22 protein-coding genes and 4 tRNA genes are annotated in these 24,618 nt (G+C 70.4%); 19 read left to right on the top strand and 7 right to left on the bottom strand.

Features of this window, described 5'->3' with window-relative positions; all coding sequences use genetic code 11:
- Positions 1 to 9: 9 nt before the first annotated feature.
- Positions 10 to 633, top strand: a complete 624-nt coding sequence (locus K4G59_RS15680) for a hypothetical protein (RefSeq protein WP_231251996.1) — start codon at positions 10 to 12, stop codon at positions 631 to 633.
- Here K4G59_RS15680 and K4G59_RS15675 read toward each other — a convergent pair.
- The 4 genes from K4G59_RS15675 to K4G59_RS15660 form a co-directional block, all read right to left on the bottom strand.
- A complete protein-coding gene (locus tag K4G59_RS15675; protein ID WP_231251995.1) occupies positions 621 to 1,340 on the bottom strand; it encodes a Pr6Pr family membrane protein in 720 nt (239 codons plus the stop codon). The two genes, K4G59_RS15680 and K4G59_RS15675, sit on opposite strands and share 13 nt — an antisense overlap.
- A gap of 81 nt (positions 1,341 to 1,421) precedes the next feature.
- Positions 1,422 to 1,496 (bottom strand) — tRNA-Val (locus K4G59_RS15670).
- A 20-nt stretch (positions 1,497 to 1,516) separates the two neighbouring features.
- Positions 1,517 to 1,587, bottom strand: a tRNA-Cys gene (locus K4G59_RS15665).
- Between the two features lie 35 nt (positions 1,588 to 1,622).
- Positions 1,623 to 1,695 (bottom strand) — tRNA-Gly (locus K4G59_RS15660).
- 138 nt (positions 1,696 to 1,833) lie between these two features.
- Between K4G59_RS15660 and K4G59_RS15655 the strand changes: the two genes are divergently transcribed.
- From K4G59_RS15655 to pyk, 12 genes are all read left to right on the top strand, one after another.
- The gene (locus K4G59_RS15655) at positions 1,834 to 2,661 is read left to right on the top strand and encodes an aminotransferase class IV (protein WP_231251994.1); all 828 of its coding nucleotides are present in this window, start codon (positions 1,834 to 1,836) and stop codon (positions 2,659 to 2,661) included.
- Positions 2,658 to 3,020, top strand: coding sequence for a phosphoribosyl-AMP cyclohydrolase (gene hisI / locus K4G59_RS15650; RefSeq protein ID WP_231251993.1), 363 nt, complete (start codon positions 2,658 to 2,660; stop codon positions 3,018 to 3,020). Before K4G59_RS15655 ends, hisI begins: the two co-directional genes overlap by 4 nt.
- The gene (locus K4G59_RS15645; protein WP_231251992.1) at positions 3,013 to 3,618 is read left to right on the top strand and encodes a Trp biosynthesis-associated membrane protein; all 606 of its coding nucleotides are present in this window, start codon (positions 3,013 to 3,015) and stop codon (positions 3,616 to 3,618) included. The genes hisI and K4G59_RS15645 overlap by 8 nt, the downstream gene beginning before the upstream one ends.
- A gap of 42 nt (positions 3,619 to 3,660) precedes the next feature.
- Positions 3,661 to 3,861 (top strand): HGxxPAAW family protein, encoded by a 201-nt coding sequence (locus K4G59_RS15640; protein ID WP_231251991.1) that lies wholly within the window; start codon positions 3,661 to 3,663, stop codon positions 3,859 to 3,861.
- Between the two features lie 78 nt (positions 3,862 to 3,939).
- A complete protein-coding gene (gene trpC / locus K4G59_RS15635; protein WP_231251990.1) occupies positions 3,940 to 4,737 on the top strand; it encodes an indole-3-glycerol phosphate synthase TrpC in 798 nt (265 codons plus the stop codon).
- The gene (gene trpB / locus K4G59_RS15630; RefSeq protein ID WP_207085174.1) at positions 4,734 to 6,014 is read left to right on the top strand and encodes a tryptophan synthase subunit beta; all 1,281 of its coding nucleotides are present in this window, start codon (positions 4,734 to 4,736) and stop codon (positions 6,012 to 6,014) included. Before trpC ends, trpB begins: the two co-directional genes overlap by 4 nt.
- Entirely contained in the window at positions 6,014 to 6,832 is an 819-nt protein-coding gene (trpA, locus tag K4G59_RS15625; protein WP_231251989.1) for a tryptophan synthase subunit alpha, read from the top strand. Before trpB ends, trpA begins: the two co-directional genes overlap by 1 nt.
- The gene (locus tag K4G59_RS15620; protein ID WP_231251988.1) at positions 6,819 to 7,436 is read left to right on the top strand and encodes an SCO family protein; all 618 of its coding nucleotides are present in this window, start codon (positions 6,819 to 6,821) and stop codon (positions 7,434 to 7,436) included. The genes trpA and K4G59_RS15620 overlap by 14 nt, the downstream gene beginning before the upstream one ends.
- Before the next feature lie 8 nt (positions 7,437 to 7,444).
- Positions 7,445 to 8,362, top strand: coding sequence for a prolipoprotein diacylglyceryl transferase (gene lgt / locus K4G59_RS15615; RefSeq protein WP_231251987.1), 918 nt, complete (start codon positions 7,445 to 7,447; stop codon positions 8,360 to 8,362).
- 227 nt (positions 8,363 to 8,589) lie between these two features.
- Positions 8,590 to 13,062, top strand: coding sequence for a glutamate synthase large subunit (gene gltB / locus K4G59_RS15610; RefSeq protein WP_231252046.1), 4,473 nt, complete (start codon positions 8,590 to 8,592; stop codon positions 13,060 to 13,062).
- 44 nt (positions 13,063 to 13,106) lie between these two features.
- The gene (locus K4G59_RS15605; RefSeq protein WP_231251986.1) at positions 13,107 to 14,576 is read left to right on the top strand and encodes a glutamate synthase subunit beta; all 1,470 of its coding nucleotides are present in this window, start codon (positions 13,107 to 13,109) and stop codon (positions 14,574 to 14,576) included.
- A gap of 156 nt (positions 14,577 to 14,732) precedes the next feature.
- A complete protein-coding gene (gene pyk / locus K4G59_RS15600) occupies positions 14,733 to 16,178 on the top strand; it encodes a pyruvate kinase (RefSeq protein WP_231251985.1) in 1,446 nt (481 codons plus the stop codon).
- Positions 16,179 to 16,490: 312 nt separating this feature from the next.
- Here the strand turns inward: pyk and K4G59_RS15595 are convergent.
- A tRNA-Leu gene (locus tag K4G59_RS15595) sits at positions 16,491 to 16,573 on the bottom strand.
- Positions 16,574 to 16,609: 36 nt separating this feature from the next.
- Between K4G59_RS15595 and K4G59_RS15590 the strand changes: the two genes are divergently transcribed.
- From K4G59_RS15590 to K4G59_RS15570, 5 genes are all read left to right on the top strand, one after another.
- The gene (locus K4G59_RS15590) at positions 16,610 to 17,236 is read left to right on the top strand and encodes an ANTAR domain-containing response regulator (RefSeq protein ID WP_308189408.1); all 627 of its coding nucleotides are present in this window, start codon (positions 16,610 to 16,612) and stop codon (positions 17,234 to 17,236) included.
- Positions 17,237 to 17,386: 150 nt separating this feature from the next.
- Entirely contained in the window at positions 17,387 to 18,745 is a 1,359-nt protein-coding gene (locus K4G59_RS15585; RefSeq protein WP_231251984.1) for a branched-chain amino acid ABC transporter permease, read from the top strand.
- A 61-nt stretch (positions 18,746 to 18,806) separates the two neighbouring features.
- Positions 18,807 to 20,093, top strand: a complete 1,287-nt coding sequence (locus tag K4G59_RS15580; protein ID WP_231251983.1) for a branched-chain amino acid ABC transporter permease — start codon at positions 18,807 to 18,809, stop codon at positions 20,091 to 20,093.
- Complete coding sequence (locus K4G59_RS15575; RefSeq protein WP_231251982.1) at positions 20,083 to 21,042, top strand: ABC transporter ATP-binding protein; 960 nt, start codon at positions 20,083 to 20,085, stop codon at positions 21,040 to 21,042. Before K4G59_RS15580 ends, K4G59_RS15575 begins: the two co-directional genes overlap by 11 nt.
- Positions 21,039 to 21,821 carry an ABC transporter ATP-binding protein gene (locus K4G59_RS15570; RefSeq protein WP_231251981.1) on the top strand — a complete coding sequence of 261 codons (783 nt, stop codon included), beginning with the start codon at positions 21,039 to 21,041 and terminating at the stop codon, positions 21,819 to 21,821. The genes K4G59_RS15575 and K4G59_RS15570 overlap by 4 nt, the downstream gene beginning before the upstream one ends.
- Positions 21,822 to 21,971: 150 nt before the next feature.
- On the opposite strand, the gene K4G59_RS15565 is transcribed toward K4G59_RS15570, so the two are convergent.
- A complete protein-coding gene (locus tag K4G59_RS15565; protein WP_231251980.1) occupies positions 21,972 to 23,273 on the bottom strand; it encodes an ABC transporter substrate-binding protein in 1,302 nt (433 codons plus the stop codon).
- Positions 23,274 to 23,573: 300 nt separating this feature from the next.
- Between K4G59_RS15565 and K4G59_RS15560 the strand changes: the two genes are divergently transcribed.
- Positions 23,574 to 24,149 (top strand): GNAT family N-acetyltransferase, encoded by a 576-nt coding sequence (locus K4G59_RS15560; RefSeq protein WP_231251979.1) that lies wholly within the window; start codon positions 23,574 to 23,576, stop codon positions 24,147 to 24,149.
- Between the two features lie 13 nt (positions 24,150 to 24,162).
- Here the strand turns inward: K4G59_RS15560 and K4G59_RS15555 are convergent, their stop codons facing one another.
- Positions 24,163 to 24,603, bottom strand: a complete 441-nt coding sequence (locus tag K4G59_RS15555) for a hotdog fold thioesterase (RefSeq protein ID WP_231251978.1) — start codon at positions 24,601 to 24,603, stop codon at positions 24,163 to 24,165.
- Positions 24,604 to 24,618 lie beyond the last annotated feature (15 nt).

Raw genomic sequence — 24,618 nt, 5'->3', positions numbered from 1 at the left:
TCCTCGCGCGTGATCGCCTCCCACCGCCACCGCTTCGTCTTCGTCAAGACCCGCAAGACCGCCGGCACCAGCCTCGAGATCGCCCTGTCGCGCCACTGCGGACCCGAGGACGTCGTCACCCGGATCAGCCCGGACGACGAGGTGCTGCGCGCCGCCGCCGGGGGAGTGGGCCCGCAGAACGACGACACCGACCCCAGCTCGTACGCCCACATGGGGGCTCGCCGCGTCATCGAGGTGATCGGTCGCGAGACGTGGGACGCCTACTTCACCTTCGCCGTCGAGCGGAACCCCTTCGACGTGGTCGCCTCGTCCTACCGCTACAGCGCCCGCAAGCCGACCTTCACCAAGACGTTCGCCGAGTTCGTGCGCACGCCTCGCCGCATGGAGCGGCTCGCCCTCAACGAGCGGCTCTACCGCCTCGGCGGGCAGGTCGTCGTCGACGAGGTCTACCGCTACGAGGAGCTGCCGGCCGCGGTGGCCGACATCTCGGCGCGACTGGGCTTCGAGCTCGACCTCCCGCACGCCAAGCAGGGGAGCGGCCCGCACTACCGCGAGCTCTACGGTCCCGGGGACGCCGAGATCGTGGCGGAGCGCTTCGCCCGCACGATCCGGGAGTTCGGCTACGAGTTCTGAGCCGAGCGCCTGCGCAGCAGCGCGTCCACGCCCCAGTACGCCGCCGCGACCACCAGGCCGAAGACCAGGATCGCGACGAGCGTCAGCGACACCGAGGCGTAGCCGAGCTCGGTGACGTTGGCGAAGCCGTAGGGATAGGCACCCACGACGGCGCCGCGCAGCATCATCCAACCGATCCACGCGAGCGGAACGACGAGGGCCAGCGGCACCAGCCGCGCGCTGATCCAGCCGCGCGGTCCCCACACCGCCCAGACGACGACCGTGACCAGCGGGGTGACGACGTGCAGGATCGGGTCGGTCAGCAGCGACCACCCCTCCACGTCGATCGTCGGCGCGAGCAGCACCTGGTAGACGATCGCGGTGACGGTGATCATCAGCAGCGCGTCGAGCCGCAGCACCCGCTGCACGAGCGTGTCGCGCACCGGACGTCGCAGCAGCATCGTCGTCGAGGCCGCCACGACGACGTTGGACCAGATCGTGAAGTAGCTGAAGGTGTCCATCACCCGCGCGAGCGCGCCGCCGAGACCGTCGCGGGTGTCGCCGTAGAGACCGGCCTCGACCGGGGCCTCGCGGTACCACCCGAGCGCCGACAGCACGACTGTCAGCACCACGCCCAGCCAGGCGATGCCGGCATTGACCGCGTACGCCCGGCGCGCGGTCCGCGTCGGGTGGAAGGTGCGGTCGTGGGAGGTCCCGGTGCTGGTCACCCGGGGAGTATGCCCGTCACCCGGCTGCATCCGGCCGAAATGCCGGAAGGCCCCGGATCTCTCCGGGGCCTTCGGTGATGCTGGTGGGCGATACTGGGTTTGAACCAGTGACCTCTTCCGTGTCAAGGAAGCGCGCTACCGCTGCGCCAATCGCCCGTGTGAACTTGTGTGATGCGAGGTGGGTACGGGATTTGAACCCGTGTAGACGGATTTGCAGTCCGTTGCCTCGCCTCTCGGCCAACCCACCGTGGAGGTTCCGAAATGAACGGGGGAGACCTTCCGAGCGGACAACGAGACTCGAACTCGCGACCTCAACCTTGGCAAGGTTGCGCTCTACCAACTGAGCTATGTCCGCCTGCGTGCTCCTGCCGGTTTCCCGGCCTGAGTGCGAGTAGAACAGTAGTACACGGGTTGCGCGGGGCCAAAATCGGGTCCCCCGTCTCGCGTGTTCGAGTGGCTCGTGAGGTGCGTGGGGCGGCCCTAGAGTGGCGCCATGCGCGTATGGCTGAACGGCGACCTGATGGCCGATCCGACCGCGGGGGCCGTGACGGTCACCGACCACGGGTTCACCGTCGGGGACGGTGTCTTCGAGGCGGTGAAGACCCTGCACGGCGTCCCGTTCGCGCTGACCCGCCACCTGACCCGGCTCGAGCGTTCGGCCGCGGGGCTCGGACTGCCCGCCCCCGACCTCGACGCCGTACGCCGCGGGGTGCAGGCGGTCGTGGAGGGCGCGGCCGGCGACCCGATGGGTCGCCTTCGGATCACCTTCACCGCGGGCCCGCACCCGATGGGGTCCGGGCGCGGCGGCGGCCCGCCGACGCTGGTGGTCGCCTACAGCGCCCTCGAGCCCGCGCCTGCGAGCACCCGTGTCGTCACCGTGCCGTGGACACGCAACGAGCACGGAGCCACCGCCGGCCTCAAGACCACGTCGTACGCCGAGAACGTCATCGCGCTCGCGCACGCCACGGAGCGTGGCGGCACGGAGGCCGTCCTCGCCAACACCGCGGGTCACCTCTGCGAGGGCACGGGCAGCAACGTCTTCTACGTCGTCGACGGCGAGCTCCGCACGCCGAGCCTGGCATCAGGCTGCCTGGCCGGGGTCACGCGCGCCCTGGTGGTGGAGTGGTGCGGCGCGCGGGAGGTCGACGAGCCCTTGGCCGAGGTCCTCGAGCGCTGCAGCGAGGCGTTCCTGGCCTCCACGACCCGGGACGTGCAGGCCATCGCCCGGTGGGACGACCGCGACCTGCCGGCCCCGGGGCCGGTCACGCGGGCCTGTGCGGAGACGTGGCGCAGCCGCGAGGCTGAGACGATGGACCCGTGAACCTCCCTGTTCCGTCCCTCGACCCCGCCATCTCGTCCCGCCTGCGTCACACCGCAGAGGGGCTCGTCCCCGTCGTCGTGCAGCAGCACGGGTCCGGCGAGGTGCTGATGCTGGCGTGGGTCGACGACGAGGCGCTGGCCCGCACCCTCGCGACCGGGCGCGCGACGTACTGGTCCCGGTCGCGGCGCGAGTACTGGGTCAAGGGCGAGACCTCCGGCCACACCCAGGAGGTGAAGGAGGTGCGCCTCGACTGCGACGGCGACACCCTCCTCTTCGTCGTCGACCAGGTCGACGGTGCCTGCCACACCGGCGACCGGACGTGCTTCGACGCCGACCTGGTGCACCGGTTCGATGGCTGAGCGGACTCAGGGGCGCGGTGGGTTCGGCCCAGTCGTCCTCGTCGGTGTGGCGGCCGCCGGGCTCTCCGCCGTGGCGGGCAGCAAGCCGTGGGTCGCCGGCCGCTCCGGCGCGGTGGACACGGCCGCCGACTCGGCGATGGCGTCCGCGCTCTCCCTCGACAGCGTCCAGGAGTCGCCGCTCGCCGCTGCGCTCGCACTCGTGCTGCTGGCGTGCTGGGGCGTCCTGCTCGTCACCCGCGGTCGCGTCCGGCGGGCGGTGGCGGCGCTCGGGCTCGTCGCGGCCGTGGGCCTGGTGGCGACGGTCGTGGAGGCCTTCTGGAGCCTGCCCGACAAGCTCGCCGACGCACTGCTCCGCGCGTCGGGCACCGACACCGTCGCCACCGACCTCACGGGCTGGTACGCCGCCGCTGCCGTCGGGGCGCTGCTGAGCGTCGCGGCGAGTGCCGCCGCGGTCGTCCTCGTGCCCCGCTGGCCCGAGATGGGCACCCGCTACGACGCCCCCACCGGCGCCGGCGCGACGGATGCCCACGACGCCGGGCCGCAGGAGAACATCGACATCTGGAAGGCCCTCGACGAGGGCCGTGACCCCACCACCTAGACTTCGGCACGCAAGCGTAGATCCGACGAAGGAGCACTCCCCATGGCTGCTGGCCACGGCAACACCCCCGCTGCTTGGACCGCGGTGTCGGTCGCGATGCTCGGCTTCGTGGTGGGCAGCGTCGCCCTGCTCCAGGTCCCGACCCAGATGACGCTGCTCTGGATCGGTCTCGTCGTCGCGACGCTCGCGTTCCCGCTCTTCCTCGTGCTGTCCAAGCTCGGCTTCCACAGCTCCGAGCACTGATCCCGGGCCGGGCCGCGCCCGGTCCGACCCCTGGGCACCGGCCCCTCCCGGGCTGGCCCCGGGTGAGAGGGTTGTTGCATGCCTGCGACCGGTTCCGTGCTCGACGACATCGTCGCGGGCGTCCGTGAGGACCTCGCGCGCCGCGAGGCCGACCTCCCGCTGTCCGAGCTCCTCGCGCACCTCGCCGACGCCCCGGCTCCGCGTGACCCCATGCCGCACTTCCGCGCCCGCGGCTCGAGCGTCATCGCCGAGGTCAAGCGGCGCAGCCCGAGCAAGGGCGACCTCGCCGACATCCCCGACCCGGCGGTGCTCGCGTCGGCGTACGCCCGTGGTGGTGCGGCGGCGATCTCGGTGCTCACCGAGGAGCGTCGCTTCGGCGGCAGCCTGGCCGACCTGCGGGCGGTCCGCGCCGCGGTCGACACCCCGATCCTGCGCAAGGACTTCATCGTCGAGACCTACCAGCTCGTCGAGGCGCGGGCCGCCGGCGCCGACCTGGCCCTGCTGATCGTCGCGGCCCTCGACGACGACACGCTGCGCCGCCTCCACGACGAGGCCGGCGAGCTCGGCCTCACCGTGCTGGTCGAGGTGCACGACGAGGCCGAGACCGAGCGGGCCCTGGCGCTCGACGCCGAGCTGATCGGCGTCAACAGCCGCAACCTCAAGACCCTCGAGGTCGACGCGGACGTCTTCGGGCGCCTCGCGCCCCAGATCCACGCCGACGTGGTCAAGGTCGCCGAGAGCGGCATCACCGGCGTCGCCGACGTCCAGCGCTTCGTCTCCGAGGGAGCAGGCGTGGTGCTGGTCGGCGAGGCACTGGTCAAGGACGGCGACCCCGAGGCCGCCGTACGTGCGATGACAGGAGTGACGGCACCGTGAGTCAGCAGACGACCCAGCCCGTGCAGTACGACGCCGACGAGCGCGGCTACTTCGGCCAGACGTGGGGCGGGCGCTTCATGCCCGAGGCCCTCGTCGCCGCGCTGGACGAGCTGACCGACGCCTGGCAGGACGCGATGGCCGACCCGGCCTTCGTGGGCGAGTTCGAGCGGGTGCTGCGCGACTACGCCGGCACCCCGAGCCGGCTCTACCACGCGGAGCGGCTCTCGCGGACCGTCGGCGCCCGGGTGCTGCTCAAGCGCGAGGACCTCAACCACACCGGTGCCCACAAGATCCGCAACGTGATGGGCCAGGCGCTGCTGACCAAGCGGATGGGCAAGACCCGCGTCATCGCCGAGACCGGGGCCGGCCAGCACGGTGTCGCGAGTGCGACTGCCGCGGCCTACTTCGACCTCGACTGCACGGTCTACATGGGCGCTGTCGACACCCGCCGCCAGGCGCTCAACGTCGCCCGCATGCAGCTGCTCGGTGCCAAGGTCGTCCCCGTCGAGTCCGGCAGCGCGACGCTGAAGGACGCCATCAACGAGGCCATGCGGGACTGGGTCGCCAGCGTCGACCACACGGCCTACCTGTTCGGCACTGCGGCAGGTCCGCACCCGTTCCCCAGCATGGTCCGTGACTTCTGCCGCGGCATCGGCGACGAGGCGCGCCAGCAGTGCCTCGACCAGTACGGCGTCCTCCCGGACGCGGTCGCGGCGTGCGTCGGCGGCGGCTCCAACGCGATCGGGCTGTTCACGGCGTTCCTCGAGGACGAGGGCGTCGAGATCCACGGCTTCGAGCCCGGAGGAGACGGCGTCGAGACCGGTCGCCACGCGGCCACCATCCACGCAGGCGAGGCCGGCGTCCTGCACGGCGCGCGCACCTACGTCCTCCAGGACGAGGACGGCCAGACCGTGGAGTCGCACTCCATCTCCGCCGGGCTCGACTACCCCGGCGTGGGTCCGCAGCACTCGTGGCTCGCGGCCCTGGGGCGGGCGACGTACACGCCCGTCACGGACGCCCAGGCCATGGAGGCCATGGCGCTGCTGAGCCGCACCGAGGGCATCATCCCGGCGATCGAGACCGCGCACGCGGTCTACGGCGCGCTCGACGTGGCCCGCCGCCTGGGCGAGGAGAAGGGCCCTGACGCGACGGTGATCATCAACCTGAGCGGTCGCGGCGATAAGGACATGGGCACGGCCATCGAGTGGTTCGGGCTCGGCGACGCCGACGGCGAGGCCGAGCCGGTCATCGCGACGGCGCCGGGGGAGGAGGCCTGATGACCTCGACCACCGCCTCGACCACCCAGGCGTTCGACAAGGCCCGTGCCGAGGGCCGCTCGGCCCTCGTCGGCTACCTGCCCGCAGGCTTCCCGACCGTCGAGGGCTCGATCACTGCACTGCGCGCGATGGTCGAGGCCGGGTGCGACGTGATCGAGATCGGCCTGCCCTACAGCGACCCGGTGATGGACGGGCCCACCATCCAGGCCGCCGCTCAGCAGGCGCTCGAGGGCGGCGTCCGCACCGCCGACGTCCTGCGCGTGGTCGAGGCCGTCGCCGAGACCGGCGTGCCGACCCTCGTCATGACCTACTGGAACCCGATCGAGCGCTACGGCGTGGAGCGGTGGGCGAGCGACCTGGCGAAGTCCGGGGGTGCCGGGATGATCACGCCCGACATCACGCCGGACCACGGGTCGGCGTGGATCGACGCGGCCGACGCGCACGACCTCGACAAGGTGTTCCTGGTCGCCCCCAGCTCCACCGACGACCGCGTCGCGATGACGGCCGCCGAGAGCCGCGGCTTCGTCTACGCCGCGGCCGTCATGGGCGTCACCGGTGCCCGTGACGCGAGCTCGGACCTCGCGGGGCCGCTCGTGGAGAGGGTGCGCGCCAACGGCGACATCCCTGTCGCGGTCGGCATCGGCGTCAGCAACGGCGACCAGGCAGCCGACGTCGCCGCCTACGCCGACGGCGTCATCGTCGGCTCGGCGTTCGTGCGCTGCCTGCTCGACCACGCCGGCGACCAGGACGCGGGGCTCGAGGCGCTGCGTGCGCTCACCACCGATCTCGCCGAGGGCGTACGCCGTGGCGCGAGGTAGGGCCCTCGCGGGACTCGCGCTGCTCGGGCTGCTGGCCGCCTGCGGCAGCGAGGTCGGAGCGGGACCGGGCGCGGCGAGCGGCGAGCTCTCCGGCACGGTGCTGGACCCGCCCTTCGAGGTCGACCCGACCGCGCTGGTCGACACCAGCGGAGCGGCGTACAGCCTGACCGAGGACACCGACAAGGACCTCACGCTGGTCTTCTTCGGCTACACCAGCTGCCCCGACATCTGCGGCCAGGTGATGGCGACGCTGGCGGGCACGCTCGCCCGGCTCGACGACGAGCAGAAGGAGCGCCTCGACGTGGTCTTCGTGACCACCGACCCGGCCCGTGACACCGGCGAGGTCGTCGAGGACTACGTCAGCGCCTTCGACGACAGCATCGTCGGCGTGACCGGCCCGCTCGACGACATCATCGGCGTGGCGCGCAGCATGGCTGTCGCGGTCGACCAGGGTGAGAAGCTGCCGAGCGGCGGTTACGAGGTCACCCACGGCACGCGGGTCCTGGCCATCGACGCCGATGACGAGTCCACCATGATGTGGGACCAGGACGTCTCCCAGGCCGAGCTCGCCGGCGACGTCGCCCTGCTGCTCGACGAAGGATGAGTGCCACCATGCTGCCCCTGCCGTCCCCGATGGTGGTCCTGATGTCCATCCCCAGCCCGTCGCAGGGCGTGTGGCACCTCGGGCCGGTGCCGATCCGCGGCTACGCGCTGAGCATCATCCTCGGCATCGTCTTCGCCATCTGGCTCGGCGAGCGCCGCTGGGTCGCCCGCGGCGGCAAGGCCGGCGACGTGAGCGACCTCGCGATCTGGGCGATCCCGTTCGGCCTGGTCGGCGGCCGGCTCTACCACGTCATCACCGACTGGGAGCTCTACTTCGGGGAGGGCCGGAACCCGGTCACCGCGCTCTACGTCTGGCGGGGCGGACTCGGCATCTGGGGCGCGATCGCGCTGGGCATCGTGGGCATCTGGATCGGAGCGAGGCTGCGCGGGATCAAGCTCCTGCCGCTGCTCGACGCACTGGCCCCGGGCGTCCTGGTCGCCCAGGCGCTGGGACGCTGGGGCAACTGGTTCAACCAGGAGCTGTACGGCCGTCCGACCGACCTGCCGTGGGGCCTGGAGATCGACGTGGCCAACCGTCCGTCGCAGTACCTCGACGTCGCGACGTTCCACCCGGCGTTCCTCTACGAGTGCCTGTGGAACCTCGGTGCCTTCGCGGTCCTGATCTGGCTCGACCGCCGCTACCGGCTCGGCCACGGGCGCGTCGCCGCGCTCTACGTGATGCTCTACACCGCTGGGCGCGGGTGGATCGAGAACCTGCGCATCGACGACGTGCAGATGAACGACGTCCTCGGCCTGCGGCTCAACGTGTGGACCTCGATCGTGCTCTTCGTCCTCGCGGCGATCTACCTCGCCGTCTCGGCCCGGCGTCACCCGGGCCGCGAGGAGGTCGTGCGCACCCGCGAGCCGGACCCGGACCCGTCCGCGGAGGACGCCGACGAGCGCTCCACGTCCGGTCCCACGGCCTGAAACACCGTGCGCCGGCGCCGTGGGCCGGTGATAGGTTCCGTCTTGCTCGGGCCAACGTCGTCCCCAGCGGAAACGCCCACCCCCCGTGACCTGCCAGCTGCACGCACTGGCGCGCCGGGACGACGACGGGAGAACCAGTGTCTGTGAAGCACGCGTTCCCGCCGAACTTCCCTTCCCCGCAGGGTCTCTACGACCCGCGGCACGAGAAGGACGCCTGTGGTGTCGCCATGGTGGCGACCCTGACCGGTGAGGCCAGTCACGACATCGTGGCCAAGGCCCTCACCGCCCTGCGCAACCTCGACCACCGCGGTGCCGCCGGCGCCGAGGTCAACTCCGGCGACGGTGCCGGGATCCTGCTGCAGGTGCCGGACGCGTTCCTGCGCGAGGTGGCCGGTTTCGAGCTCCCGCCCGCGAGGGCGTACGCCGTCGGCACCGCGTTCCTGCCCGGTGACGACAAGGCGGTCGCCGCCACCCGTCGCCGCATCGAGGAGATCGCCGACGAGGAGGGCCTCGCGGTCCTCGGCTGGCGCGAGGTGCCCGTCGACGACTCCACCCTCGGCGCGACCGCGCGCAGCGTGATGCCGCGCTTCATCCAGCTCTTCGTGGCCGGCAAGGGCGCGCGCGTGACGGGCATGGCCCTCGAGCGCCTGGCCTTCTGCCTGCGCAAGCGCGCCGAGTCCGAGACCGACGTCTACTTCCCGTCGCTGTCCTCGCGCACGCTCGCCTACAAGGGCATGCTCACCACCGACCAGCTCGACCGGGTCTTCCCCGACCTGACCGACGAGCGGGTCGCCTCGGCGATGGCCGTGGTGCACTCCCGCTTCTCCACCAACACCTTCCCGAGCTGGCCGTTGGCCCACCCGTTCCGCTTCATCGCCCACAACGGCGAGATCAACACCGTCATGGGCAATCGCAACTGGATGCGCGCCCGTGAGGCGCTCCTGGAGAGCGACCTGATCCCCGGCGACCTCGAGCGGCTCTTCCCGATCTGCACGCCCGGCGCCTCGGACTCGGCGTCGTTCGACGAGGTGCTCGAGCTGCTCCACCTCGCCGGTCGCTCGCTGCCCCACGCGGTGCTGATGATGATCCCCGAGGCCTGGGAGAACCATCGCGAGATGGACGCCCAGCGTCGGGCGTTCTACGAGTTCCACTCGATGCTGATGGAGCCGTGGGACGGCCCCGCGTGCGTGGTGTTCACCGACGGCACGCAGGTCGGCGCCGTGCTCGACCGCAACGGCCTGCGTCCCTCGCGCTACTGGGTCACCGACGACGGCCTCGTGGTGCTCGCGTCCGAGGTCGGCGTGCTCGACCTCGACCCCGCCACCATCGTCCGCAAGGGCCGGCTCCAGCCGGGCAAGATGTTCCTCGTCGACACCGACGAGCACCGCATCATCGAGGACGAGGAGATCAAGGGCCAGCTCGCCACCGAGCAGCCCTACGACGAGTGGTTGCACGCAGGGCTCGTGCACCTCGACGACCTCGACGACCTCGAGCACATCGTGCACACGCACGCCTCGGTGACGCGGCGCCAGCAGATCTTCGGCTACACCGAGGAGGAGCTGCGCGTCCTGCTGAGCCCGATGGCCAACACCGGTGGCGAGGCGCTCGGCTCGATGGGCACCGACACGCCCATCGCCGCCCTCAGCGACAAGCCGCGGCTGCTCTTCGATTACTTCTCGCAGCTGTTCGCGCAGGTCACCAACCCGCCGCTCGACGCGATCCGCGAGGAGCTCGTCACCTCGCTGAGCGGGTCGATCGGGCCCGAGGCCAACCTGCTGGAGCCGACGCCTGCGTCGTGCCGCCAGATCGTGCTGCCGTTCCCCGTCTTCTCCAACGACGACCTGGCCAAGATCCGCCACATCAACCGCGACGGCGACATGCCCGGCTTCCAGGTGCACATCGTGCGCGGCCTCTACGACGTCGCCGGGGGAGGGGAGGCGCTCGCCGCCCGCCTCGACGAGCTGTGCGCGGAGGTCTCCGCCGCCATCGCCGACGGCGCGCGGATCATCGTGCTCTCGGACCGCCACTCCACCGCGGACCTGGCGCCCATCCCGTCACTGCTGCTCACCGGCGCGGTGCACCACCACCTGGTGCGCGAGAAGACCCGCACCCAGGTCGGGCTGCTGGTCGAGGCCGGCGACGTCCGCGAGGTGCACCACGTGGCGCTGCTCGTCGGCTACGGCGCGGCGGCGGTCAACCCCTACCTCGCCATGGAGTCGGTCGAGGACCTCGCCCGCGAGGCCTACTACGTCAAGGTCGACCCCGAGAAGGCCGTCGCCAACCTCATCAAGGCGCTCGGCAAGGGCGTGCTGAAGGTGATGTCGAAGATGGGCGTCTCCACGGTCGCGTCCTACACCGGGGCCAAGATCTTCGAGGCGGTCGGCCTGTCGCAGACCGTCATCGACCGCTACTTCACCGGTACGACGTCCAAGCTCGGGGGCATCGAGCTCGAGACGATCGCCGAGGAGGTCTCGCGTCGCCACGCGATGGCGTACCCCCGCGGCGGCATCGCGCCGGCGCACCGCGAGCTGAGCATCGGCGGCGAGTACCAATGGCGTCGCGAGGGCGAGCCGCACCTCTTCGACCCCGAGACCGTCTTCCGCCTCCAGCACTCCACGCGCACCGGCAGCTACGACGTCTTCAAGCAGTACACCGACCGGGTGAACGAGCAGTCGCAGCGCCTGATGACCCTGCGCGGGCTCTTCACCTTCAAGGACGGCGTCCGCGAGCCGATCGACGTCGAGGAGGTGGAGCCGGTCTCGGAGATCGTGAAGCGCTTCTCCACCGGTGCGATGTCCTACGGCTCGATCAGCAAGGAGGCGCACGAGACCCTCGCGATCGCGATGAACCGGCTGGGCGGCAAGTCCAACACCGGTGAGGGCGGCGAGGACCCCGACCGGCTCTACGACCCCGAGCGTCGCTCGTCGATCAAGCAGGTCGCCTCGGGCCGTTTCGGCGTCACGTCCGAGTACCTCACCAACGCCGACGACATCCAGATCAAGATGGCGCAGGGCGCCAAGCCCGGCGAGGGCGGCCAGCTGCCCGGCCACAAGGTCTACCCCTGGGTCGCCAAGACCCGGCACTCCACGCCGGGTGTGGGCCTGATCAGCCCGCCGCCGCACCACGACATCTACTCGATCGAGGACCTGGCGCAGCTGATCCACGACCTCAAGAACGCCAACCCGTCGGCGCGCGTGCACGTGAAGCTCGTGTCGGAGGTCGGCATCGGCACGGTCGCAGCGGGTGTGTCCAAGGCCCACGCCGACGTGGTGCTCGTCTCCGGCCACGACGGTGGCACCGGCGCATCCCCGCTCACCTCGCTCAAGCACGCGGGTGGTCCGTGGGAGCTCGGCCTCGCCGAGACCCAGCAGACGCTGCTGCTCAACGGACTGCGCGACCGGATCGTGGTGCAGGCCGACGGCCAGCTCAAGACCGGCCGCGACGTCATGATCGCCGCGCTGCTCGGCGCCGAGGAGTTCGGATTCGCGACCGCACCGCTGGTCGTCAGCGGTTGCATCATGATGCGCGTGTGCCACCTCGACACCTGTCCGGTGGGCGTGGCGACGCAGAACCCGGTCCTGCGCGAGCGCTTCAGCGGTCAGGCCGACTACGTCGTGAACTTCTTCGAGTTCATCGCCCAGGAGGTACGTGAGCTGCTCGCCGAGCTCGGCTTCCGCACCCTCGACGAGGCCGTCGGCCAGGTCGGCACGCTCGACGTCGGCCGTGCGGTCGACCACTGGAAGGCTGCCGGGCTCGACCTGACGCCGATCCTCCACCAGGCCTCGCGCCACGGTGAGTTCGGCCAGTTCGAGGACCAGGACCTGCGCCACACGCGCAGCCAGGACCACGGCCTCGACAAGGCGCTCGACAACGAGCTCATCGCCATCGCCGCCCCGGCGCTGGAGTCCGGTGAGCCGGTGCGCGCCCAGGTCGCGATCCGCAACGTCAACCGCACCGTCGGCACCATGCTCGGCCACGAGGTGACCAAGCGCTACCGCGGGGAGGGACTGCCCGAGGGCACGATCGACATCACCCTCACCGGCTCGGCCGGCCAGTCCTTCGGCGCGTTCGTGCCACGCGGCGTCACGCTGCGGCTCGAGGGCGACGCCAACGACTACGTCGGCAAGGGCCTCTCGGGCGGGCGCATCGTCGTACGCCCCGACCGGTCCGCGACCTTCGAGGCCGGCGAGCAGATCATCGCCGGCAACACCATCGGCTACGGCGCCACGTCGGGCCAGATCTTCCTCAGCGGCCGCGCGGGCGAGCGGTTCTGCGTCCGCAACTCCGGTGCCAGCGCGGTCGTCGAGGGCGTGGGGGACCACGCCTGCGAGTACATGACCGGCGGCGTCGTCGTGGTCCTCGGTCCGACCGGGCGCAACATCGCTGCCGGCATGTCCGGCGGCTACGCCTTCGTCCTCGACCTCGACGAGGCCAGGGTGAACCCCGAGCTGGTCGACCTCTCACCGGTCACCGGCAGGGCGGTCGAGGAGCTGAGGGTCCTGGTCGAGCAGCACGCGGAGGAGACCGGCTCCGCCGTCGCCGCCGAGCTGCTGGCCGACTGGGACGCGGCGCTGGCGCGCTTCACCGAGATCATGCCGCGCGACTTCAAGCGCGTCCTCGACGCGCGCGAGGAAGCGCTGGCCGACGGCCTCGACGAGGACCAGGCCAATGCGCGCATCATGGAGGTGCTCCATGGCTGAGCGTCCCCACCACGACAGGTCCGACCGGAAGAAGGTGACGCACGATGGCTGATCCCAAGGGTTTCCTCAAGCACGGCCGCGAGGTCGCCTCGCGCCGTGACGTCACCGAGCGCGTGCACGACTGGAACGAGGTCTACCCCGACGGGGTCGGCCGCGCGCTCCTGCCGATCATCACCACCCAGGCGGGGCGGTGCATGGACTGCGGCATCCCGTTCTGCCACCAGGGCTGCCCGCTGGGCAACATCATCCCGGAGTGGAACGACCTGGTCTGGCGCGACGACTGGGACGGCGCGATGGACCGGCTCCACGCGACGAACAACTTCCCGGAGTTCACCGGGCGGCTGTGCCCGGCGCCGTGCGAAACCGCCTGCGTCCTGGGGATCAACCAGGACCCGGTGACGATCAAGAACGTCGAGGTCTCGATCATCGACCGCGCCTGGGGCTCGGGCTACGTCCGTCCCCAGCCGCCGGAGTGGCTCTCGGGCAAGACCGTCGCCGTCATCGGCTCCGGCCCGGCGGGCCTCGCCGCGGCCCAGCAGCTCACCCGCGCCGGCCACACGGTCGCGGTCTACGAGCGGGCCGACAAGATCGGCGGCCTGCTGCGCTACGGCATCCCCGAGTTCAAGATGGAGAAGAAGCACCTCGACCGGCGCCTGGACCAGATGCGTCGCGAGGGCACCGTGTTCCGTGCCGGCGTCGACGTCGGCGGGGACCTCACCGGCCCGCAGCTGCTCGCGCGCTACGACGCGGTCGTGCTCGCCATGGGCGCCACCAACGCCCGTGACCTGCCGACCACCGGGCGCGAGCTCGGTGGCATCCACCAGGCCATGGAGTTCCTGCCCCAGGCCAACCGCGTCGCGCTGGGGGAGGCTGCGACGCTCGACGGCTCGGAGCAGATCCTGGCCACCGACAAGGACGTCGTCATCATCGGCGGCGGCGACACCGGCGCCGACTGCCTCGGCACCTCGATCCGGCAGGGCGCACGCTCCATCACGCAGCTGGAGATCATGCCGCGACCCGGCGAGGACCGGCCCACCGGCCAGCCGTGGCCGACGTACCCCATGACCTTCAAGGTGTCCTCGGCCCACGAGGAGGGCGGCGAGCGCGTCTATGCCGTCTCCACGCAGGAGTTCGTGGGCGACGCCGACGGCAACGTCGCCGGGCTGCGCCTGGTCGAGGTCGACGCGGCGTTCCAGCCCGTCCAGGGCACCGAGCGCGAGATCCCGGCGCAGCTGGTGCTGCTCGCGATGGGCTTCGTCGGCCCCGAGAAGGCGGGCCTGGTCGAGCAGCTCGAGGTGGACCTCGACGAGCGCGGCAACGTCCGCCGCGACGAGTCGTACGCCTCCTCGGTCCCCGGCGTCTTCGTCGCCGGCGACGTGGGCCGTGGCCAGTCGCTCATCGTGTGGGCCATCGCCGAGGGCCGCTCGGCCGCCGCGTCGGTCGACGCCTACCTCACCGGCTCCACGACGTTGCCCGCGCCGATCAAGCCGCACGAACGCCCGTTGGTCGTCTGAACCCCGCTGCCCGCCTCGGCCAGCTCATGTAACGCCGGGTTGGTGCTTGTTCTACCCATACTCTGCAGGGGTGCCTACAAGTACCAACCCGGCGTTACATCTGATTTCACGCGCGGGACCCTTTGGATCGTTCCAAGGTCCGCTAGGCTGACGTACGTGCGTAGAGCAAAGATCGTCTGTACCCTCGGTCCCGCGGTCAACACCCCCGAAGGGATCCGAGCCCTCGTCGAGGCCGGGATGGACGTCGCCCGGCTCAACATGAGCCACGGCGCGTACGCCGACCACGAGGCGGTCTACCGCCTGGTCCGGCAGGCCTCCGACGACACCGGTCACGCGATCGGCGTCTTCGCCGACCTGCAGGGGCCCAAGATCCGGCTCGAGACCTTCGGCGACGGGCCGGTCAAGCTCAAGAAGGGCGCGACCTTCACCATCACCACGCGCGACGTCGTGGGGGACGTGCACCAGTGCGGCACGACCTACAAGGGCCTGCCGGGCGACGTCGAGCCGGGCGACCCGCTGCTCATCGACGACGGCAAGGTGCGCCTCAAGGTCGTGTCCGTCGACGACACCGACGTGGTCACCGAGGTGATGGTGGCGGGCAAGGTCTCCAACAACAAGGGGATCAACCTCCCGGGCGTGGCCGTCTCCGTGCCCGCGCTGTCGGAGAAGGACACCGAGGACCTGCGCTGGGCGCTGCACCTCGGCGTCGACTTCATCGCACTGAGCTTCGTGCGGTCCGGCGACGACGCCGCCGCTGTGCGCACGGTGATGGAGGAGGAGGACATCTTCGTCCCGATCATCGCCAAGATCGAGAAGCCGCAGGCACTGGAGAACATCGACGCCATCATCGACGCCTTCGACGGCATCATGGTCGCGCGCGGCGACCTCGGCGTGGAGTGCCCGCTCGAGGACGTCCCGGTCCACCAGAAGCTGCTGGTCGACAAGGCCCGCCGCAACGCGAAGCCCGCCATCGTCGCCACCCAGATGCTCGAGTCGATGATCTCCGCTCCCGCGCCGACGCGCGCCGAGGCGTCCGACGTCGCCAACGCGGTCCTCGACGGCGCCGACGCCGTGATGCTCTCGGGCGAGACGTCGGTGGGGGAGTACCCGATCGAGGCGGTCAGCACGATGGCGCGCATCATCTCCTCCACCGAGAGCCACGGCCTTTCCCACATGGCGGAGGTGACCTGGTCGCCACGCACCCGCGGTGGCGTCATCGCGAAGGCCGCCGCCGAGGTCGCGGAGAGCATCGGAGCCAAGTACCTCGTCGCGTTCACCGCGAGCGGTGACTCCGCCCGGCGCCTGGCTCGCTACCGCGGCCACATCCCCGTCCTGGCCTTCACCACAACCGACCGCGTGCGGTCCCAGCTGTCGCTGACCTGGGGCATCGAGACCTTCAAGGGCGCCGAGGTCGAGCACACCGACGAGATGGTGCGCCAGGTCGACGAGGCGCTGCTCGCCATCGGTCGGGTCGAGGAGGGCGACCTGGTCGTCCTCATCGCCGGCAGCCCGCCCGGAATCCCCGGCTCCACCAACGCGATGCGCATCCACCGGATGGGCGACGCGATCAACGAGGTGGCCCCGGCCTATCGCCGGCGCTGAGTCAGGCCTTCGGACCGATCAGCTCGTCGAGGCGCGCGACCGCCTCGCGCCTCGAGACGGAGACGACTCGTGGGCCCGACCGGCGCCATGCCACGACTGCGCCGGGAACCCGGCGCGTGTGGGGCTTGCCAGTGGGTTTGACGGTCGCCATGAGCTCGAGGAGGTGAGCGTCGAGCGCGACGTAGCTCGCATCGTTGATCACGGCACGCCAGGGCCGAGTCGACGACGGACTGCAGACGGACGTGGGGCACGTGACCATGCTGGACGCGACCACCGACGACCGTCGCGCTCGCTCCGGACGGACCACGTGGGTGCCGGGTGCGGGATTCGAACCCGCACGCCCTTTCGGACAATGAGGTTTGAGCTCATAGCGTCTGCCATTCCGCCAACCCGGCTAGGTGGCGAAACCCTATCCGACTAGCCTTGCGGCCGTGACGCAGCCCGTTGACAGCCGCCCCCCGTCCGAGGACGTACGCCGTGTGGTGATCGCCGAGGACGAGGCCCTCATCCGCATGGACCTCGCCGAGATGCTCGGTGAGGAGGGCTACGAGGTCGTCGGGCAGGCGGGCGACGGCCAGAGGGCCATCGAGCTGGCCCGCGAGCTGCACCCCGACCTCGTGATCCTCGACGTCAAGATGCCCGTCCTCGACGGCATCGCGGCAGCGGAGGTCATCGCGAGCGAGCGCATCGCTCCCGTCGTGATCCTCACGGCCTTCTCCCAGCGCGACCTGGTGGCGCGGGCACGCGACGCCGGCGCGATGGCGTACCTCGTCAAGCCGTTCCAGCGGGGGGACCTCGTGCCCGCCATCGAGATGGCGGTGAGTCGCTACGCCGAGATCAGCGTGCTCGAGCAGGAGGTCGCCGACCTCCAGGAGTCCCTCGCCACCCGCAAGTCGGTCGACCGCGCCAAGGGCGTGCTCCAGGAGAAGCTCGGCCTCAGCGAGCCCGACGCCTTCCGCTGGATCCAGAAGACCGCCATGGACCTGCGCCTGTCGATGAAGCAGGTGGCCGACGGAGTGGTGGAGCACGGCCCGGAGACCGGCGCCGGCACTTCCTGAGCCCGGGCGCGTGGGGGCCGAGAGAGACTGAACTGTTACCAAGCGTGTCCGCCACTTGTGACGCAGGAGACTCCGAGGTGGTTATGCTCCGGTCCGACGAGGGTCACTGGACACTCGCTTGACGGGAGTAGAGCGTTGCGACTGCGACTGTTGGCCTTGTTCGCCGCTGGCCTGGCCTTCGTGATGATGGTGCTGTCTCCGCTGGCTGCGCTGGCGGACGGCACCACCGAGCCCACCGAGCCCACGTCGACCACGTCGTCGACCGAGGAGCCCGCCGACGAGACCGGCGAGGACGCCGAGCCGGTCGAGCCGCCCGACGGCCCCTACATCACAGTGGTCCTCCTCGACTCCGGCAACGACGACGCGCCCATCGTCGGCGTCACCTTGACGGTGACGGCCGAGGACGGCACCGAGGTCGGATCGGCCGTGACCAACGACGAGGGCCGGGTGATCATCGAGACCCCCGAGCGCGGGGCCTACGAGGTCGTGCTCGATCAGGACACCCTGCCCGAGGGGACCGAGCTCAGCGATCCCGACGACGCCTCCATCACCATCCAGGTGCGGTTCGACGGCCCGAACCCCGGGCTCTTCCCGATCGGGGTCGAGGAGGTCGTCGCTGTGCCTTTCGTCGACCGCCTGGTGACCGCCCTCACCTCGGGGGTCAAGTTCGGCCTGATCGTGGCGCTCGCCGCACTGGGCCTCTCGCTGATCTTCGGCACCACCGGTCTCACCAACTTCGCGCACGGCGAGCTCATCACCTTCGGGGCGGTGATGACCTACGTCGCCAACCGCGGCTTCGGCCTGCCGGTGATCCTGTCCGGCGTGCTGGCCGTCGCGGTGTCCGCGTTGTTCGGGTGGGCACAGGAACGCGGGCTGTGGCGACCTCTGCGCAGACGTGGCACCGGTCTGATCGCGATGATGATCGTCTCGATCGGGCTCGGGCTCCTGCTCCGCAACTCCTTCCAGTACTCCATCGGCAGCTCGCGCCAGTCGCTGAGCCAGTACGTCAGCCAGGGACGGCGTGACTACGGCTTCATCAGCCTGGCCGACAAGGAGCTGGCGATCATCCTCATCGCCCTGGTCACCATCACCGTGGCCTGCGTGCTGCTGATGAAGACCCGGCTCGGCAAGGCCATGCGCGCCGTCTCCGACAACCCGGCCCTGTCGGCGTCGTCCGGCATGAAGGTCGACAGCGTGATCGGTGCCGTCTGGATCCTGGGCACGGCCCTCACCGGCCTCGCCGGCGTGCTGCTCGCCATCAACAGCCAGGTCAACTTCCTGATGGGGTTCAAGCTGCTCCTACTGGTGTTCGCCGCCGTGACCCTCGGCGGCCTCGGCACCATCTGGGGCGCTCTCTTCGGGTCGATGATCATCGGGGTCATGGTCGAGGTCGGTCCCCTGTTCGGGGTGCCGTCGTCGATCAAGGAGGTCGGTGCCCTCGTCGTGCTGATCCTGGTCCTGCTCCTGCGACCGCAGGGCATCCTCGGGCGTCGCGAGCGGATCGGGTGACGGACGTGAGCGACCCCCGAACCCCCGTCCTGCCGACTCCTTGCGAACGGAGCACCCGCCCATGAGCGCCACGACCCGTGAGCCGAGCGCCGCACCCACGCTGCGCCCGAAGCGGACCCACCCTGCGGCCATCGCGTCCGCGGTCCTCGGTGTGGCCGGCCTGACGCTCACCGCCGGCATCGCCTCCCCGTTCGCCTTCTGGAAGGGCCGGCAGGCACTTGCGGCGATCGAGGCGGACCCCGACGACTACGAGGGTCGCAACCTCGCCAACCTCGGCCGCGTGCTGGGCGTCCTCGGCACCGTCCTGCTCCTGACCTGGCTGGTCCTGGGGCTGTTCACCGACACGCTTCCCGTCGACATCGCCCGGGTCTTCAAGACGGCACTGAACCAGGCCCTGGGCCCCAACGCGATCGTCTTCGCGCTCGCCGCGATCGGTCTCAACGTCCACTTCGGCTACACCGGGCTGCTCAACTTCGGCCAGGCAGGTTTCATGGCGGTCGGCGCCTACGGCCTGGCGGTGAGCGTGGTGACCTTCGACATCTCGTTCTGGGCTGCGGTGGGGATCTCGCTGCTCGCCCCGATCGTGCTGGCGATCCTGCTGGGCGTTCCGACGCTGCGGCTCCGGGCCGACTACCTGGCCATCGCGACGATCGCCACGGCCGAGATCCTGCGCCTGACCTTCGGCTCGGTCGAGATGTCCGACACGCTCGGCGGCTCCAACGGGCTCACCGGCTACGCCAGCACCTACCAGCAGCTCAACCCCTTCGACTCCCGCCTCGACCTCGGCTTCGTCGCGTTCAGTGCCCGCGACACCTGGTCGGTGCTCGTGGGATGGAGCATGGTCGCGATCTGCCTGCTCATCGTCTGGGCGCTGATGCGCAGCCCGTGGGGCCGCGTGCTGCGTTCGATCCGCGAGGACGAGGACGCCGTCCGATCGCTCGGCAAGAACGTGTTCGCCTACAAGATGCAGGCGCTCGTCCTCGGAGGCATGTTCGGCGGCCTCGCGGGGCTGTTCCTCGCCCTCAAGCAGGCCTCGGTCGTCCCGACCGACTACTCCACCAACGTGACGTTCTTCGCCTACACCGCCCTGTTGATCGGTGGTGCGGCGCGTGTCTTCGGGCCGGTCGTCGGGGCGATGATCTTCTGGTTCCTGATCTCCGGTCTGGGGTCGTTCCTCGGCCAGGCGACCTCCGGCATCGACCCGCTCGTGCCGACGTGGATCATGGACAACACCCAGTCCAGCCTTGTCCGCTTCATCGCCACCGGGCTCGGCCTCATGCTGCTGATGATCTTCCGACCACAGGGGATCTTCGGCGACCGAAGGGAAATCGCGATCGATGAGCGCTGACACCGAGCCGAACCGGCCCTCCGCCGCCGCGCCGCGTCCCGACCTGAGTGGGCTCGAGGCCAGGCCCGGTGTGCCGAAGCCGGACCCCATCGTCAAGGGCGACGGCATCCGACGCACCTTCGGCGGCCTCGCGGCCGTCGACGTGGAGCACATCGAGATCCAGCGCGGCGTCATCACCGCCTTGATCGGACCCAACGGTGCGGGCAAGACCACCCTGTTCAACCTGCTGACCGGGTTCGACATGCCCGACTCGGGGGAATGGAGCTTCAACGGCACCTCCCTGCAGCGGGTCGCCCCCTACAAGGTCGCCCGGCTGGGCATGGTCCGCACGTTCCAGCTGACCAAGGTGCTCGCCAAGCTCACGGTGATCGAGAACATGCGCCTCGGTGCCACCGGGCAGCGGGGCGAGAAGTTCTGGTCGGCCGCGCTGCCGTTCCTGTGGCGCAGCCAGGAGGAGGCCAACACCCGACGCGCCGACGACCTGCTGGCGCGGTTCAAGCTCGACGCCAAGCGGGAGGACTTCGCCGGGTCGTTGTCCGGCGGGCAGCGCAAGCTGCTGGAGATGGCGCGGGCGCTGATGGTCGACCCGGAGCTGATCATGCTCGACGAGCCGATGGCCGGGGTGAACCCCGCTCTCAAGCAGTCGCTGCTGGGCCACGTGAAGTCCCTGCGCGACGAGGGCCGAACGGTGCTCTTCGTCGAGCACGACATGGACATGGTCCGCGACATCTCGGACTGGGTGATCGTGATGGCCCAGGGCCAGATCGTGGCCGAGGGCACGCCCTCCGAGGTGATGAGCAACCCGGCCGTGATCGACGCCTACCTCGGCGCCCACCACGACACCGACCTGACCGAGCTCGACGAGCACGAGATCGATTCGGAGGCCGAGGCCGAGCTGGCCCACGAGACTCCGAGGAAGGCAGACAAGCACAGGAAGGACGTGCCGTGAACGACACCGACAACGCAGCCAAGGAGCGCGAGGCCCATCTCGCCGCTGCGGGGGACGCCGTCCTGCGTGCCGATGCCCTGCGTGGCGGCTACCTGCCCGGGGTGGACATCCTGAACGGCGCAGACCTCTACTGCAACCGGGGCGAGCTCGTCGGCATCATCGGCCCCAACGGCGCCGGCAAGTCCACGCTGCTCAAGGCGTTGTTCGGGCTGGTCAAGGTGCGCACCGGGTCGGTCACCCTCGAAGGTCGCGACATCACCAACATGCGGGCCGACCAGCTGGTGACGGCCGGTATCGGCTTCGTTCCCCAGTCGAACAACGTGTTCCCCAGCCTGACCATCGAGGAGAACCTCGAGATGGGGTGCTACCAGGCGCCGAAGAAGTTCGCTGAGCGCTTCGACTTCGTCACCGACATCTTCCCGAGGCTGGGCGACCGCCGCAAGCAGCGTGCCGGATCGTTGTCCGGTGGTGAGCGACAGATGGTCGCGATGGGACGCGCCCTGATGATGGCGCCCTCGGTGCTCCTCCTCGACGAGCCCTCGGCGGGGCTCTCACCCGTGCTGCAGGACGAGGTCTTCGTGCAGACGCGCAACATCAACCGCGCCGGGGTCTCGGTGATCATGGTCGAGCAGAACGCTCGCCGGTGTCTGCAGATCTGCGACCGCGGCTACGTGCTCGACCACGGGCGCAACGCCTACACCGGCACGGGCAGGTCCCTGGGCAGCGACCCGAAGGTCATCCAGCTCTACCTCGGCACGCTGGGTGCCGCCGCGAGCTAGACCAGCTGCAACGACGAAGGGCCCGGGATCCTCGATCCCGGGCCCTTCGTGTTCCTGCGCCTCGCCAGCACCCGCAAGAATGGCCTCCGGCCCGAGACCGTGAGGTCTCGGGCCGGAGGTTCGTTCAGGTGCTGATGCGATCCGACCGGATCAGATCTGGCCCTCGATGTACTCGACGGGAGCGATCTGGTTCTTGGCGTCGTACTCGTAGATGCCGATCGAGGCGGCCGTCGGGCTGCCCGTCTCACCGAGCTCGATGGGGCCGGAGGCGCCGTCGTAGTCGATGTCCTCACCGGCCTCGAGGAGCTCGACACAGGTGGCGAAGTCCGTGCACTTCTCGCCGTCCTTGGTCACGCCCGGGATCTCGAGAGCCAGGGCCTCGGCGTTGTCGCTCTCGGCCGCGACAGCAGCCAGCGCGGAGATGATGACCGTGTCGTAGGACTCGGCTGCGTAGGCGAACGAGTCGAGGTCGGGGTCGATCTCGAGGAGGCGGTCCTGGAACTCACCGCCGCTGTCGGCGCCGGGGATGGTGCCCTTGGTGCCCTCGAGCGTGCCCCTCGGGAGCGGGGTGGACCCGGCCGGGCTGTAGTCGGCGGTGTTGCCGTCGACGAAGTAGGTGTCGATGTCCTGCGGACCGGCACCGGCGGTGATGAGCTGCGGGATGATCGTGGCGGTCTCCTCGAAGCCGACCAGCACGAGCGCGTCGCCACCAGCGGCGGCGATCTCGTCGACCTGGGAGTCGAACGACTGGGCGTTCTCGCCGTAGAAGACCGTCGCGGCGACGGAGCTGCCGGCGCCCTCGAGGTTCTGCGTGATCTGGTCCACGAGGGTCTCGCCGTAGGCGTCCTGTCGCGACAGGATGGCGACGTTGGACTTGCCGTCCTGGATCAGCAGGTTGGCCATGACCGCACCCTGGAGGATGTCGGAGGGGGCCGTGCGGAAGTAGAGGTCCGGCTCGGCGTAGTCGCCCTCGTCGAAGGCGGTCGAGGTGTTGGCGGGGGAGAACATCACGCGTCCAGCGGCCTGGATGGCGTCGATGACCGTGAGGGAGACGCCGGACGAGGCGGCTCCGACGATCACGTCGGCCCCTTCGGCGATCAGCTGGTCGGTCTCGGCGGGGGCGATGCCGGAGTCGGCGTCACCGGAGTCGCCACGCACGTGCACGACGTCCTGGCCCAGCACGCCGCCGGCCTCGTTGATCTCCTGGACGGCGAGGTCGACGCCTGCGAACTCGGGCGGGCCGAGGAAGGCGAGGCTGCCGGTCTCGGGGAGCAGCGACCCGAAGGTCAGCGTGCCGTCCCCCTTGGGTGCGGCGGACTCGGTCTCCGAGGTCTCGCCACCGGCGTCGGGGGTCTCGGTGTCGTCGCCGTCGGATCCGCACGCAGCGAAGACGAACAGGCTGGCGACAGCCGCGGCTGCGACACGGGTACGACGATTGGTGGTGCGCTTCATGCGTCCTCCGGTTCTTGCCGGCTCCGGTCGGAGCCATGGGGCTTTGACGGAACGGTAGTGCGGACGACACGCATGGGCGAGCATGTTTGCGCAACTCCGCGGTTCGTAGCCGTTTCGTTACCTCGGGGAAGACATTCCCACCCGGCCCGTTCAGGTCGCCGGAGGAGTGGGCCGGCCTTCGGCACAGGGCCCACCGCGGCGTAGCGTGGAAGGGCGCCCGGGCGATAAGGTCGCCCGGGTGTGGTGCCGGGACAGGCCGGTGGGGGCCGCACCGAACGTGCTCCAGGAAGTGGTGGGTCGATGAGTCGGACGCCGGTGACCGTGCGCAAGGCACAGCCCTCTGACGTGGCGTCCCTGCGCGAGCTGTGGGGCGACATCCTGCGCAAGGGTGGTCTGGACGAGCAGCTGGCGGATGTCGCGCGCGTCATCGCGTCCGCCGAGGCGTGCGAGACGCAGGCCGTGGCCGTGGCCGTGGCCGAGGTCGACGGCGAGGTCGCCGGTGCTGTCTACCTCGAGGCCACGACCTTCACCCCGCTCAACCTGGAGCCGGCCGTCCTCGCGGTGTCGCCGCACGTCTTCCCGCGCTTCCGGCGCAAGGGCGTGGGCAGCGCCCTGATGGAGGCGGCCTGCCGCTTCGCCGAGCAGCACGGCATCGCCCACATCCAGACCGCCGCAGCGGCCGAGGCACGTGACGCCAACCGGTTCATGGCGCGCCTGTCCTTCGCGCCTCAGGCGATGCTGCGCGCCGCGACGACCAGCGCCGTGCGCTCGCGGCTCCCGCAGTCGCGGCAGGTGACCCACGCCGCGAGCAGCAGGCAGCGGATCGACCGGGTGCTGGCCGCGCGCCGCATCCGGCGCGAGCGCGTCCCCGGCTGAGCCCGGTCCCGTCTCAGCGTGGGGGAGCCGGCACGAGTGCGCAGGTGATGCGCGAGGTGCACACGCGCTTGCCACGCTCGTCGGTGATGACGATCTCGTAGGACGTCGACGTGCGTCCCAGGTGCACCGCCGTCGCGACGCCTGTGACGATCCCCGAGGTGGCGGCGCGGTGGTGGGTGGCGTTGATGTCGACCCCCACCGCGACCTTCTCGGGGTAGGCGTGGATCGCCGATCCGATCGAGCCCATCGTCTCGGCGAGGACCACGGACGCGCCGCCGTGCAGCAGGCCGAAGGGCTGGGTGTTGCCCTCGACCGGCATCGTCGCGACGACCCGCTCCGCGGACACCTCGACGAGCTCGATGCCCATCTTCTCGTTGAGCCGACCATTGCCCTCGGGCATGTAGGCGATCAGCTCCTCGACGCTCAACCCGGCCAGTGTCTCTGGAGTCGTCATGGCGGCCATTCTGCT

The sequence above is a fragment of the Nocardioides furvisabuli genome (assembly GCF_021083185.1).
GTDB classification, from domain to species: domain Bacteria; phylum Actinomycetota; class Actinomycetes; order Propionibacteriales; family Nocardioidaceae; genus Nocardioides; species Nocardioides furvisabuli.
Note: the sequence above shows the minus strand (reverse complement) of the source record. Positions and strands in the feature narration are given on the sequence as shown.